This window comes from Streptomyces sp. HSW2009, from assembly GCF_040240285.1.
GTDB lineage: Bacteria > Actinomycetota > Actinomycetes > Streptomycetales > Streptomycetaceae > Streptomyces.
Map to the genome: position 1 here is coordinate 1 of NZ_JBEHZD010000170.1, position 13,661 is coordinate 13,661.

Genomic DNA, 13,661 nt, shown 5'->3' on the forward strand with positions numbered 1-13,661 from the left:
ACCCACAACCACCACACCAGCACCAGCACCAGCCGAACCCACCACACCCTCAGCCCCCCCCCCCCCCCCCCCCCCCCACCACCCGCCCCCCGCGCCCCCCCCCCCGCCCCCGCACCCGCGCCGCCGCGCGCCGCGGGGCCACCGGCCGGGCCGGCCCGACCGGCCTCCGCCCCGCCCGACGGCTCCGTACCGTTCGCCTCTTCCCTACGGCTCGCGTCCTCCGTACGGCCCGGCTGCTCCGTACAGCCCGCGTCCGCCGTACGGTCCGCCTCCGCAAGGTCTTCCCCCAGGCGTCCCCCCGCGCGGGCGCGGGCGCGTACCGACAGGGCCACGGCCGCCACCAGCGGGGCGAGCATCGCCACCCGCATCAGCTTGACCAGGACCGCGTCGCCCAGGGCCGCGGAGCCGGCCGACTGGGCGGTGGCCACCACCTGTCCCACGTCGTGCACGCTCGCCCCGGCCCAGCGGCCGAACTCGGTGTCATTGAGCCCGAGCGGCGCCTGGAGCAGCGGCAGGACGAGGATGGCGAGCGTGCCGCAGAGCGTGACCAGGGCGACCGATGTGGCCACGTCCCGTTCGTCACTCTCGGACGCCTCGCTGACCGCGCCGATCGCGGAGGCGCCACAGATGGAGTAGCCGGTGGCGATCAACAGCGGCTGGTCGCCGGGGAGTTTGAGCCTGCGGCCGAGCCAGAGCGTGCCGAAGAAGGTCGCCGCGACCACCCCGAACACCATGCCGACCGTCGCCCAGCCGAGCCCCAGTACGTCATCCAGGCTGAGCTTCAGACCGAGCAGCACGATGCCGAGCCGCATCAACCGCTTCCCCGCGTACGACAGGCCGGGCCGGCAGTGGCCCCGTACCAGCGTCCGTACGCCCGCCAGGTGTGCCACGACCACCCCGAGGACGACGGCCACCGTCAGCATCGGCACGGCGGGCAGCAGTCGGTGCGTACCCCAGGCCACGGCGACGCCGCAGCCGGCGAGCGCGAGGCCGCCCACCTTGCCCGAACGGGCAGCATGGGTGGGCGGTTTGGCCGCCGTGGAGCTGCCCGAACGGGCAGGCCCTGCGGGGGGTGGAGGAAGCTGTCCGGGCGACGCCTTGGGGGTCGGAGCCGCGGGCGTCGGCGCCGCGGGGGCCAGCGTCTTGGGCGGCGGCGTCTTGAGTGCGGTGGCCGGCCGGGCGGTCGCGGGCGGCTGTGGGGTCCGCGGGGCGGGGAAGGTGACGGGGGATGCGGTCCGGGGCACGGGGCCGGCGGATTCGGCCGCGGGCGGGGCGGGTTCGGCGGGCGGCGCGGCCGTGGCCGCGTGGGTGCCGGTGCCGGTGCCGGTGCCGGTGCCGGGCTGGAGGTGCGTCCGGCGGGCCTGGTGCACCCGGTGCACGCGCTGCATCTGCCGCTTGTGGTGGTTCGTCCGCGGCCGGCTCACAGCTCGCCCGCTGGCAGCTCGTACACGCGGCGCACGCTGGTGCCGAGCCGTGCGATGTCGGCCCCGTAGACGTGGATCGAGATCGCCTTGTCGGTGCCCGCGTTGCGCACCCGGTGGATGTCGCCCGGCGGGGCGAACCCGCAGACGGAGCCGAGCGGGTTGACGACGTCGCCGGTGGCCACCAGGCGCGCGGTGGCGCCGTCGGAGACCAGGCGGTAGCGGCGTTCGGCCTCTTCGCCCGCGTGCACGCCGGTCACGCACCACGAGACGTGGTCGTGGATGGAGGTCTGCTGCCCCGGCAGCCACACCAGGGCGACGACGGAGAAGCTGCCGTCGCGTTCGGCGTGCAACAGATGCTGCCGGTAGTGCTGCGGGTCGCCCTCGCACTGCTCGTCGGTGAGCAGATCGGCGCTGGCCAGGTGGGGGCCGAGCCGTTCGCCCACCAGGTAGGCGGTCAGGTCCGGCGGCAGGCCCCGGCCGACGGCCTCCCGCACGTCCTCGACGAGGGCGTCAAGACGCACGGTCGTACGAGCGGCCCGGAAGGGCGTGGGAGCGGTCGGAGTACGCATGGTCGAAGCGTCACGCGCCCCCACCTATTACGTCCAACAACAGTCTGTTGGCGGGACTCCAGGAATTGCTTATGGATGTGGCTGATGGGGACGCCGGTGGATGACTGTGGATGGCTGCCGATGCGCGGCAGCGAATCGCGGCGAGTGGCGGCGAGTGGCGGCGACGGCAGCCGGTGGGGAGTCCGCAGCCGGCTGCCGGGCGCGCGCTCGGCGGGTGGGAGCGCGTACGGGCGTACGGGCGTAGTCGCGTACGGGAGTAGGGGTGGTCCCCCTAGCTGCCGATCAGCAACCGACCCGGCGTTCGGCGGCGGCACGCAGTTCATCCAGGACCAGTGCGGTGGCCGGGATGCGCAGGTGTTCGCGGAGCACGTACGCGGAGACCTGGCGCCGCGAGGCCGGGTCGAGCGCCCGCCCGGTGACCTTCTGGTGGCACAGGAAGGACAGCACCAGGGCCGGCATCATCGCGACCCCGACCCCCGCCGCGACCAGGCTCTGCACCACCAGGTTGTCGTCGGTGGTGAAGGCGATGTCGGGGGCGAAGCCCTGTTCGGCGCACTCGTGCAGGAAGTTGGCGCGGCAGCGCAGACAGCCGGCTATCCAGCGCTCGTCGGCCAGGTCGGCGAGCTTGACCGCGCGGCGCCTGGCCAGCGGGTGCCCGGTCGGCAACAACACGGTGAGCTGGTCCTCGAAGAGGCGCACCTCGACGACCTCGTCCGGCACCTCTTCGTGCAGCCCCGGATAGGTGAAGGCCAGCGTGATGTCGCACTCGCCGCGCACCAGCCGGCGCAGCGAGTCGGGCGGCTCGCCCTCCAGCAACTCCACCCGCACCCCGGGGTGGCCGGCCGCGAGCCTGGCCATGGCCTCGGGGATCAGCGTGGCGCTGGCGCTGGGGAAGGCGCACACCCGCACCCGGCCGGCCCGCAGCCGGGTGATCGCGTTCATCTGCTGCTGGGCCGCGGCCATGCTGTCCAGGATCACGTCGGCGTGCCTGGCCAGCGCCTCACCGGCCTCGGTCAGCCGCATCTGCCGGCCGACCCGGGTGAACAGCGGGGTGCCGACGTCCCGTTCGAGCGCCTTCATCTGCTGGGTGATCGCGGGCTGCGTATAGCCCAGCGCCCGGGCCGCCCCCGAGTAGGAACCCGCCTGGAGCACCTCGCGGAAGGTGTGGATGTGCCGGGAATCGAACACCTCTGCATCATAAGCAGACGCCGCTCGGGCCCGGGCGCCCCGTGCGGACGGTGCGCCTGCGGGGCCGGCTCCGGGGCCGCCGGATAAGCAGAAGTTGGGGAGGGGTGGGGGTAGGGGGCGTACGGGGGCTGGCTGGGGGCGCCGGGGCCCGGCGGGAGGCCACACCGGGGGTGCGGCGGGAGGCGCCCCGAAGTGCGGTGCGCCGGTCACCCCGGCGGGGCGGGAGGAACGCCGGGGCCCGGCAGACGCCGACCGTCCGGCGGGGAAGCGTGCTGCGGCGCGACGGGAGGCGCGCCGGAGTCCAGCGGGCGCCCGACGGTGCCGACCCATGCGGCAAGCTGGACGAATGCCGCACGACACCGCTCCGCACCCCCTGCGCCCCGGCGCGCACCCGTACGCCTCCTACGACGGCGCCGAACTCGCCTACCGCGTCATCGGCCCGCGCGACGGGGCCGCCGTACCGCCGCTGGTCTGCCTCGCCGGCGGCCCCGGCCGGGACGCCGCCTACCTGGGCGACCTCGGCGGGCTCGACGCGCACCGGCCGCTGGTGGTCCCGGACAGCCGCGGCACCGGGGCCTCGCCGCCGGCGGCGCACCCCAGCGGGTACGCGTTCCCCGGCCTCGCGCAGGACCTGGAGGCGCTCCGCCACCATCTGGGACTGGAACGGTTCGCCCTGCTCGCGCACGACGCGGCGGCGGCCACGGCTCAGGCGTACGCGGCGGCGCACCCCGAACGACTCACCCATCTCGTCCTGGTCTGCCCAGGTGCCCGGCTCCAGGGCGAACTCCCGGACGACGCCCGCGCGATCTTCGAGGCCCGCTCGGCCGAGCCCTGGTGGCCGGACGCGCACGCGGCGATCCAGGCCCTGCCGACCGCGACGGAACTCTCCGAGGTACGCGCCCTGCTGCTGCGCGCCGCGCCGCTCGCGTACGGCCGCTGGGAGGCGCCGCAGCAGGAACACGCGGCGAGCGAGGGCGCCCAACTCGGCCCCGTCCCCCGGGCCGGCTTCTGGCAGGGCGTGGACGAGGCGGCCCGGCTCGCCCTGCTGGAGCGGCTGCGCGCGGTCCACTGCCCGGTGCTGGTGGTGACCGGCGAACTCGACGGCGTGACGGGCGTACGCGCCGGCGAACTCGTCGCAGCGTCCTTCCCGCACGCCACCCCCGACGGCCCCCGGGTCCGCGCCCTCCCCGCGGTGGGCCACTTCCCGTGGGTGGACGACGCGGAGGCGTTCCGCACGGAGGTGGAGGTGTTTTTGCGGGGGGTGGGCGGGGGGGCCGCGCGGGGCGTGAGCGGCGGGCTTCTGCGCGGGGCGCGGGGTGGTGGGATTCCGCGCGGGGCGCGGGCGCGGGGCGGTGCGGGTGGAGAGGTTCGCACGCGGGCGCCGGGTGGCGGTGGCGGTGGCGGTGGCGAGGTTCTGCTACGGGGTGGGGGCGGTGGGGTGCAGGCGAGGTTTCTCCGCAGGGCGCGGGGCGTAAGGCAGGAGGTGCAGGCGGACGGACGCCGGCGCCAGCACGAACAGCCACACCCGGCCGCCCGAACGGGCACCATCCGTCATGCCCTTTAGTGCACCCTCCGCTGCCTGATCGGGCAACCCAAAACCCCCACGACCGCCACCCCCACCCCCACCCGAACCGTCGCCCACCAGGCCACCTCCGCCCGCCCGGCGCCCCCGCCCGTTCGTGGCGATGATGTTGCGGTCACATGGCGACCGCCACGCATTCATTGACCAGGGGCCCCGGCACCGGCTTTAGTCATCTCAGCAACACCGCACACACCATGGGCGGCAGCACAACAGAACAACAACAGCCCAATGCACCAGCGCAACCTGCACAATTCTTGGCCGTGTGCCCGAGTGGTTTAGGGGCTCGCCTGCAAAGCGAGTTACGTGGGTTCGATTCCCGCCACGGCCTCCACATGAGGTTTACTCCTCAGCAATAGAAGAGTTGACGTACCGGCATGCTCCGGTAAGACACCTCCGGCCTTCCGCGTATGGACTCGTTCGCGATTCGCGCGGCATCAGACCGTCTGCCCCAGAGCCACGTCGCCCCAGCCGTTCATCGAATGAACATCGGGCCCGTTCGGGGTGGCGTAGCGTCGGGCGCATGGCATCTGAACACCTGGGTGACCGCATCGCTCGGCTGCGCCGTCTCGCCGATCTGACTCAGGAACGACTGGCCGAGCGGGCCGGCGTGTCCGTGGACGTGGTCCGCAAGCTGGAGCAACACCGCAAGCATTCGGCCCGGTTGCCGACCCTGCATGCCTTGGCCAGTGGGCTCGGTGTCGAGTTGTCCGCCCTGGTCGGAGACCCGCCGGCCGTCCCTTCGACGGGAGATGGCGACTCGCCGCAACTCGTCGCCCTGCGGCGCGCCGTCATGCCACCGCTCTTCGCCCCGCCAGCCGAGCCGAACGGCACCACGCGGCTCACCCCCGTACTGATGCGACGCCAACTCTCCGACGCCTGGACCGCTTACCACGACGCCGCCTTCGGGCAGCTCATGAACGATCTGCCCGGGCTCCTTGCCGACGCACGATTTCTCTCCGCCATCGGCACCCCGGAGGACCGTGCGGCCGGTTCGGCAGTGCACGGCAAAGCCCTTCAACTCGCCGGCCACTTGGCGATTCGCCTCGGCAAGACCGACCTCGCCCTCTCGGCGCTGGAGCGCGCGATGAGCGCGGCCGAGCAGTCATCGGACCCGCTCCTTACTCCGATGATCAGCAATTCCGTGGCCTGGAACTACCAACGGCAGAATCGCCTCGAAGACGCGACGCAGGTAGCCGTGTACGCGGCGGACCGGGTCGAGCGGGAACAGTCCGATACCGCGGAGGGCGTACGCGTCTGGGGCGGTTTGGTCATGTCGGCAGCGACATCCGCCGCGCGCTCCGGGAACTACGAATCCGCGTCCGACATGATGAAGGTGGCAGAAGGCGCCACCAAAAGGCTCGCAAAGCTGCCTCCGGTCGTCGACGGCAAAATGGTGTCGGTCTTCAGCCGCTCCTCGATCAGAATCGAGCGGGTACGACTCGCCGTACAACACGCGCGCCCCGACGAGGCCCTGCAACTCGCCCGGGGAATAAGGCTGCCGTCCGACACGCCCCCGTCATGGCGCACCTGGTTGCTGCTCGATATCGCGCGGGCCCACGTCGATCTGGGAAACGCCGACGAGGCCGTGCAGACGCTCATGCGACTCAAGAGGATCGCTCCGGCGTGGATGCGCCACCACACGTTGACGGTGACCATCATCCAGGACCTGCGGGCTGGCCCGTACCACCCGCCCGGTCTACGGAAGTTGGCGGAGAGCCTGGGGGTCGCCCACTAGGCCAGAGAACAGGGACGTTACGTCCCTGTCCCGCCCGCATCCCGTGCGGTTCGCTAACGGGACGCAAGCACTCCATCACTGTGTGTCCAGATGGAGTGCGGACCGTCCCGAGGAGGACTTGTTGAGCCGCAACGCCCCCTACCCCTGCCCGCGGCCCGGAGCGCTCCGAGCCGCCGTAGCGCGCGCTCGGAGGGTCCAGGCACGCTCCAGATTCCAGCCGCCGCCCAACGCGGTGAAGTCGCTCCGCTCCCCGGACCGCCGACTGCACGATGGGGGTGCCGCCTGATGGACGGGGCACATCGCGTGCTGATCATGGGCGTTCCGCTGCGCTTCTTCTTGCGGGAGGGGCAGGCAGCAGCCTGGTCACCCGTGACGGACGTGGAATTCCACGACGCGTACCAGGAGTCAATGTTCGACCCGGAAGCCTTGCGCAAGGACGTGCTCTGCCCCAACCGTAAGCGGGTGGAGTACGAAACGGCGGAGGGGCTGTTCTGGTCGGACGGCCGGGCCGCATGCGGGCTGATCACGTTGAACGACGGGTCCCCGCGAGAACATGCCGGGCCACGGGCGATCGGGGACGGGGGAGGGGCCGCGTGAACACTCCCCGTGAGGTATGGGTCTTTCTGCTGGTCCACTGCCCCGCCAAGACGCGCAACCCCTCCGACTCGGCGGGCCTTTGGCCACGCGTCCTCCAAGTCGTCAAGGGTGGCTGGAGTTGCCCGCCAGGTGTCGTGTTGCGCGCCGGGGAGTCGCTTCTCCAGGCCGCAGAACGGGTGGCCGACGCCCTCGGCATTGCCTTGCCGGAGTCGCCTGCTCTGTTGGCTGTGGATCAGCAGCCTGCCGTCGATGAACAGGACGAAGAGTTGGCCTTCTTCCTCGACGGGGGATCTGCGGCGGAGGGCGCGTTCGACACGCTGCCCCGCGACCAGGTCACAGTCGAATGGGTGCCCGTCGAAGACCTCGAACGCGTCGCGCTGGTCCACGCCCTGCGCACCCGACTACTGGCTATCGAACCCTCACTCCTGGTGGAGGGCATGCCGCCAGGGCGGAGCGAAGGACGAGGCGAGTAGCCCGACCATCCCGCCCCCTCCCCCGCCCCCGCGCCGCGCACCCCTCACCCCCGCCGCAAGCACTTCGCCGGGACCCAGTGGCGGGTGCCGTTCAGTCGGGCCCAGAGGTTGTCCCTGCCGCCGCAGCCCTTGAGTTTGTATCTGCCGCCCTTCGCCACGTGGGCCACGCAGACCTTGCCGCCCTTCTTGACCCAGCCGACGCGCTGCGCCTTCACCGTGGGGCGGGCCCGTTTGGCGACCCTGACCTTGGCCCGGTAGTCGTGGCACCGCCACGCGTCGACGGCGACCGCCGCGCCGGTGGTCGGGGCGCCCGCGCGGGTGGGGCCGGTCGCGCCGGGATCGGTCGCTGCGGCGTTCGGTGCCGCGGTGAGGAGCAGGGCCGCGGTCGCCCCGACAACTCCGAGGGTGGCCCATCGCTGATGCATGGCTTTTCCCTTCGTCGGCGTTGCTGTGCTGGATGACGGATCGCGCTGAGTCGCCTTGAGCCGTGGCGTATTTCGGTGAACTGCGGAGCCCTACCGGCCCGTCGTCCGCGCCGTCGCGTCCCGTCACAGGTTGCGGAAGGGGCGGTGAAGGCGACATAAGCAGGGCGGGGTGGATGGTGGGGACGGGGCACGAGGTGGTGGTGGGGCGGCGCGACATAAGGATGTTATGCACACGCATCGGCCCGGGGTCGGGGCGGGGACCGCCCATCCCGACAACGGGACCGGGATCTTCCTGTATGAACTCTCGGTGGACCCCGCCCATCGGCGGCACGGCGCCGGGGGCTCGCCGGTGCGGGCGCTGCGCGAGTGGGCGCAGCGGCGGGGGCGTTACGGCATGCGGGCCGGTACGGAACACGACAACGCGGCGGCACTGGCCACCCATCGCGCGACGGTCGCCGCGGACGAAGCGGACTTCGTGTCCCTGACGTGGTCGTTCCGGAACCGTGCGGAGACCGTTGAAACGGCACGCTGACCGAAACACGCGCAATACGCCAGGGGAATGGGAAATGTGGCGTAAGCGACGCTCCAACAACACACGACAGGCCATCTGCTACCACCCGTAACAGGCCCCCCTAAACAGACCCCTACCCCACCCCTACGGCACTCTTCGACGCAACGGCAAAACCAACTCCATTCACAGGGCCATCACAAGAAGGTTTCAGCATCCTCATAAAATGAGGGGTACTTACTGACAACCCCCTGCATGTGGCCGATTCCCCTCTCTCACGGCCGCCACCAGCAGCGTTGTGCTCTTAGGATCGTTGTGCGGCTTACCAGTTGTCGCGGTGGCTGACGCTGGCCAGCGACCGGGCCGAATCCCTCCTTTTCGCACGCGCACGAGGTGAATGTTTTGCGGTCTGAGACTCGCGAAGTAAGATTCCCGTTGTCCAACGGCCAGAATGAGATCTGGTTCAGCCAACAGCTCGACCCGGAAAGTACACAATTTCGGATCGGTGAGTACGTAGAAATACATGGGCCGGTCGATCCCAGGCTCATGGAGAGTGCCATACGTCAGGCCGTCGCGGAGGCCGAACCGCTCAATAGCAGGTTCGGCGACGAGGGCGGCGTTCCCTGGCAGGTGTGCGAGCCGCTGACCGAGTGGGACTTTCCCGTGCTCGACGTCAGCGCCGAGGCGGACCCGGACGCGGCGGCCGAGGAGTGGATGCGGGCCGACCTCGCGCGCGTCCTCGACCTGGCCCGTGACCCCCTCTTCCGGTACGCGCTGTTCAGGCTCGGTCCCGAGCGGTTCGCCTGGTACCAGGGGCTGCACCACATCGTCACCGACGCAGCGGGCGGGGCACTGGTCGCGCGGCGCACCGCGGAGATCTACACCGCACTGGCGAACGGCACCGAGCCGGGCCCGACGCCGCTCGGATCGCTGCGCCTGCTGCTCAACAAGGACGCCGAATACCGGGCTTCGGACGATTTCGGCAAGGACCGGGAATACTGGACCGAACGCTTTCAGAACTATCCGGAACCGGCCCGGTTGGCCGGCCGGCGGGCCGCCGTCTTCGAATCCCGTATCCGGGAGACCGTGTTCCTCAGCGAAGAGGAAGCGATCCGGCTACGGGCAGCGGCGCGGGCCGCCGGAACGCACTGGTCCGCACTGATGATCGCGGCGACGGCCGGCTATCTGCACCGCATCACCGGCGAACACGACATCCTGCTCAGCCTGCCCGTTGCGGCACGTACGGATGCGGATATGCGCACCGTGCCGGGAATGTTCGCCAATTTGCTGCCGCTGCGCATCGCGGTGGACGGGCAGACCCGAATACGCGACCTGCTCAAGCAGGTTTCGCGCGAGGTGCGGAAGGCGCTGCGGCACCAGCGGTACCGGAAGATCGACCTGGCCCGGGATTTGCAGTTGCCGGACGGCGGGCGCGGATTCAACGGGCCGCACGTCAACATCATGTCCTTCGGATATGACTTCACCTACGACGGGCACCGGGTCACCGCGCACAACCTGTCCAACGGACTGGTCGAAGACCTGGCCATCATGGCGTACGACCGGTCGGACGGCACCGGCATCCGTATCGACCTGAACGCCAATACCGACCTGTACAGCGCGTCCGAACTCGCCACGCACCGGCGGCGGTTCATCGACCTGGTGACGGAGTTCGCCGATGCCGACGCGGAGGCGCAGCAGCGCACGCTCGGCAGCATCGAATTGCTGGACGACGCCGAGCGGGAACAGATCCTCTTCGACTGGAGCGGCGGGACCCGGCCAGCCCCGGCCTCCAGCACGGCCGACCCCGCGACGACCGACACGCCCGACACCCTCCCCACCCTGCTCGCCGCCCAGGCGACCCGTACGCCGGAGCAGCAGGCCGTGGTGGCCGGCGACGTCCGGCTCAGCTACGCGGAGCTCGACGCCGCGGCCGGCCGGCTCGCCGCACTGCTCGCCGCCCGTGGCGCAGGCCCCGAACGGACCGTCGCCGTGGCGCTGCCGCGCGGCGCCGACCTGGTGGTGGCGCTGCTCGCGGTGCTCAAGACCGGCGCCGCCTATCTGCCGCTCGACCTCGACCACCCGGCCGAGCGGCTGCGCTACCTCCTGGAGGACGCGGCCCCCGCACTGATCATCACGGGCCCGGGCCCGGGCCCGGGCAGCGGCACGGCCACCAGCACCAACGTCCTGGCCGAGCTGGGCGGCGACGTTCCGACGCTCACCCTCGGCGACAGCGAGGTCAGCGAGGCGCTCGCCGCGGTGGACCCGGCGGCAGCCGCGTCCCTGCCCGGCCCGCAGCCGCTGCACCCGGCGTACGTCATCTACACCTCTGGCTCCACCGGGCGGCCCAAGGGCGTGCCCGTGGAGCACCGGGCGATCGTCAACCGGCTGCGCTGGATGCAGGACGCGTACGGGCTGGCCGCCGACGACCGGGTGTTGCAGAAGACCACCGCCGGCTTCGACGTCTCGGTGTGGGAGTTCTTCTGGCCGCTGCTCACCGGCGCCACGCTGGTGCTCGCCCGCCCCGGCGGCCACAAGGACCCGGCCTACCTCGCCGAGGTGATCCGCACCGAGTCGATCACCACCGTCCACTTCGTACCGCCCATGCTGGACGTGTTCCTCGCCGAGCCGCAGGCCGCCGGGTGCACGACGCTGCGCCGGGTGTATTGCAGTGGCGAGGCGCTGTCCCGGGAGACCGCCGAGCGCTGCCACGCGGTGCTGCCGCAGGCCGCGCTGCACAACCTGTACGGGCCGACCGAGGCGGCCGTCGACGTCACCTTCCACGCCGTCGAGCCGGGCGCCACCGGCCCGGTGCCGATCGGCCGGCCGGTGACCGGCACCCGCGTGTACGTGCTCGACGAGGGGCTGCGGCCGTGCCCGCCCGGCGCCCCGGGCGAGTTGTACCTGGCCGGCGTGCAGTTGGCCCGCGGCTACCACCGGCGGCCCGCGCTGACCGCGGGCCGGTTCGTCGCCGACCCGTACGCCCATCTGTACGGCGCGGCCGGCGAGCGGATGTACCGCACCGGGGACCTGGTGCGCTGGCGCGCCGACGGCAGCCTGGACTACCTGGGCCGCACCGACCACCAGGTCAAGCTGCGCGGCTTCCGCATCGAACTGGGCGAGATCGAGGCGGCGTTGCGCGCACTGCCGCAGATCGGCCAGGCGGTCGCGGTGGTACGCGCCGACACGCCCGGTGACCAGCGGCTCGTCGCGTACGTGACGGCCGAAGCCGGGGACGACGCACCGGAGGCCGCAGACGGTGCGGCAGCCGGCGGGACAGCCGGTTCGGCAGCCGGAGCCGGGGAGCCGGCCGGGGCGCAGACCGGGGCGACGTCGCTGGACGTCCCGGCGGTGCGCGCGGCGCTCGGCCGGACGCTGCCCGACTACATGGTGCCCGCCGCGTTCGTCGCCCTGGACGCGCTGCCGCTGAACGTCAACGGCAAGGTGGACCGAGCCGCGCTGCCCGCCCCCGACGTGAGCGCGAACAGCGCGGGCCGGCCGCCGCGAACCCCGCACGAGGAGTTGCTGTGCGGCCTGTTCGCTGAGGTGCTCGGGGTGCCCGCGGTCACCATCGACGACGACTTCTTCCACCTCGGCGGGCACTCGCTGCTCGCATCGCAACTGGTCAGCCGGGTCCGTACCGCGCACGGCGTGGAGCTCACGATCCGGGACCTGTTCGCCGCGCCGACCCCGGAACGGCTGGCGCTGCGGCTCGACGCGGCGCTGGCGCAGGGCTCCGCCGCGCCCCAACCGCACGGCCTGGAGCCGCTGTTCGCACTGCGCGCGGAGGGCGACCGGCCGCCGCTCTTCTGCATCCACCCGGGCGGCGGCCTCGGCTGGCTCTACTCCGGGCTGCTGCCGCACCTCGGCGCCGACCAGCCCGTGTACGTGCTCCAGGCGCGGGCGCTCAGCGAGCCGGACAGCCACCCCGCGCGGGTGCAGGAGATGGCCGCCGACTACCTGGCGCAGATCCGTACCGTCCAGCCCAGCGGCCCGTACCACCTGCTGGGTTGGTCGTTCGGCGGGCTGGTCGCGCACTCGATCGCGGTCCAGCTCCAGCAGGGCGGCGAGGAGACGGGGCTGCTGGCCGTGCTCGACGCGTACCCGGACTACCGGCACACCTTCGACGACCTGCCGCAGCTCAGCAAGCGGCAGTGGCTCGGGCTGCTGCTCGACGACGTCGGCGGCCGGGACCTGACGGCGCCCGCGCCGGAAGCCGAGCAGCAGGCGGGCACCGGGCAAGAAGCGGGCGCCGGGCAGGAGGCGGAGCTCGCGGCCGATCTGAGCCGGGAGACCGGGCTGCCGGTGCACCTGCTTGAGGGCCGGGACAGCTTCCCGCTGCTCGACATCTTCCGCAACGACCTGGAGCTGATGCGCACGTTCGCGCCGGAGCCGTACGCGGGCGACATGCTGCTGTTCACCGCGGACCTGGAGATCCCCGGCTACGAGCGCGACCCGGCGCACACGCCGCAGGCGTGGGAGCCGTACGTGGGCGGGCTGCTCGACGTGCACCACGTGCCGGCGCAGCACTACCACCTGATGCGGCCCGAGCACGTGGCGCGGATCGGCCCCGTGGTGGCCGCCGCGCTGCGCAGCCCGCGCGCGCCGGCCGCCGACGACCGGGCCGCGCTGCCCCACTGACACCGCCCCGACCGGAAGGACTTTCCGTGACGAACCCGTTCGACACCCCACAGGGACGCTTCAACGTCCTGGTCAACGCCGAAGGCCAGCACTCGCTGTGGCCGGCCACCATCGACGTGCCGCCGGGCTGGACGGTGGCCCACACCGGCGAGGACCGCGCGGCGTGCGAGGCGTACGTGGCGGCCCACTGGACCGACCCGCGCCCGGCGGGCCTGACGGCCGGGTGAGCGCTGGTGACGGCTGGCCCGGTGGCCGGTTGCGGGTCGGCTGACGGCTGCGCCGGCGACCGGCTTGGGGGCCGGTCGTCAGCCGGCTTGCGGCTGGCCCCGGCCGCCGGGTTGGGCGGTTGGCCGTCGGCCGGCTTGGGGGCCGGTTGACGGCTGGCTTGGGCGCCGGTTGACGGCCGCGCCTGCCTCGGCCGCCACACCACAGCGGGGGGGGGGGGGGGGGGGGGGGGCCGCCCCCCCCCCCCCCCCCCGGCGCCCCCCCCGCGGGGGGGGGGGCCCCGCCGCGCCGGCGCCC

11 protein-coding genes and 1 tRNA gene are annotated in these 13,661 nt (G+C 72.4%); 8 read left to right on the plus strand and 4 right to left on the minus strand.

Annotated elements, in window-relative coordinates; genetic code table 11:
- From AAHZ94_RS15235 to AAHZ94_RS15245, 3 genes are all read right to left on the minus strand, one after another.
- A partial coding sequence (locus AAHZ94_RS15235; RefSeq protein ID WP_349993414.1) for a YeiH family protein occupies nt 1–1,388 on the minus strand: 1,388 nt, incomplete at its 3' end.
- A gap of 32 nt (nt 1,389–1,420) precedes the next feature.
- Nucleotides 1,421–1,993 carry a cysteine dioxygenase family protein gene (locus tag AAHZ94_RS15240; protein ID WP_349993415.1) on the minus strand — a complete coding sequence of 191 codons (573 nt, stop codon included), beginning with the start codon at nt 1,991–1,993 and terminating at the stop codon, nt 1,421–1,423.
- 282 nt (nt 1,994–2,275) lie between these two features.
- Nucleotides 2,276–3,181 carry a LysR family transcriptional regulator gene (locus AAHZ94_RS15245; protein WP_349993416.1) on the minus strand — a complete coding sequence of 302 codons (906 nt, stop codon included), beginning with the start codon at nt 3,179–3,181 and terminating at the stop codon, nt 2,276–2,278.
- A 346-nt stretch (nt 3,182–3,527) separates the two neighbouring features.
- Between AAHZ94_RS15245 and AAHZ94_RS15250 the strand changes: the two genes are divergently transcribed.
- The 5 genes from AAHZ94_RS15250 to AAHZ94_RS15270 all read left to right on the plus strand — a co-directional run bounded on the left by AAHZ94_RS15250 (nt 3,528) and on the right by AAHZ94_RS15270 (nt 7,568).
- Nucleotides 3,528–4,745 (plus strand): alpha/beta fold hydrolase, encoded by a 1,218-nt coding sequence (locus AAHZ94_RS15250; protein WP_502964680.1) that lies wholly within the window; start codon nt 3,528–3,530, stop codon nt 4,743–4,745.
- Nucleotides 4,746–5,019: 274 nt separating this feature from the next.
- Nucleotides 5,020–5,094 (plus strand) — tRNA-Cys (locus AAHZ94_RS15255).
- A gap of 189 nt (nt 5,095–5,283) precedes the next feature.
- Nucleotides 5,284–6,498, plus strand: a complete 1,215-nt coding sequence (locus tag AAHZ94_RS15260; RefSeq protein WP_349993417.1) for a helix-turn-helix domain-containing protein — start codon at nt 5,284–5,286, stop codon at nt 6,496–6,498.
- 285 nt (nt 6,499–6,783) lie between these two features.
- Nucleotides 6,784–7,095: a hypothetical protein gene (locus AAHZ94_RS15265; RefSeq protein ID WP_349993418.1), complete on the plus strand. Its 312-nt coding sequence runs from the start codon at nt 6,784–6,786 to the stop codon at nt 7,093–7,095.
- 227 nt (nt 7,096–7,322) lie between these two features.
- The gene (locus tag AAHZ94_RS15270) at nt 7,323–7,568 is read left to right on the plus strand and encodes a hypothetical protein (protein ID WP_349993419.1); all 246 of its coding nucleotides are present in this window, start codon (nt 7,323–7,325) and stop codon (nt 7,566–7,568) included.
- A gap of 44 nt (nt 7,569–7,612) precedes the next feature.
- Here the strand turns inward: AAHZ94_RS15270 and AAHZ94_RS15275 are convergent, their stop codons facing one another.
- Nucleotides 7,613–7,993, minus strand: a complete 381-nt coding sequence (locus AAHZ94_RS15275) for a hypothetical protein (RefSeq protein ID WP_349993420.1) — start codon at nt 7,991–7,993, stop codon at nt 7,613–7,615.
- 226 nt (nt 7,994–8,219) lie between these two features.
- On the opposite strand from AAHZ94_RS15275, the gene AAHZ94_RS15280 reads away from it, so the two are divergent.
- From AAHZ94_RS15280 to AAHZ94_RS15290, 3 genes are all read left to right on the plus strand, one after another.
- Complete coding sequence (locus tag AAHZ94_RS15280) at nt 8,220–8,525, plus strand: GNAT family N-acetyltransferase (RefSeq protein ID WP_349993421.1); 306 nt, start codon at nt 8,220–8,222, stop codon at nt 8,523–8,525.
- Between the two features lie 378 nt (nt 8,526–8,903).
- The gene (locus AAHZ94_RS15285; protein WP_502964681.1) at nt 8,904–13,139 is read left to right on the plus strand and encodes an amino acid adenylation domain-containing protein; all 4,236 of its coding nucleotides are present in this window, start codon (nt 8,904–8,906) and stop codon (nt 13,137–13,139) included.
- Between the two features lie 26 nt (nt 13,140–13,165).
- Nucleotides 13,166–13,366, plus strand: a complete 201-nt coding sequence (locus tag AAHZ94_RS15290; protein ID WP_349993423.1) for an MbtH family protein — start codon at nt 13,166–13,168, stop codon at nt 13,364–13,366.
- Nucleotides 13,367–13,661: the final 295 nt, after the last annotated feature.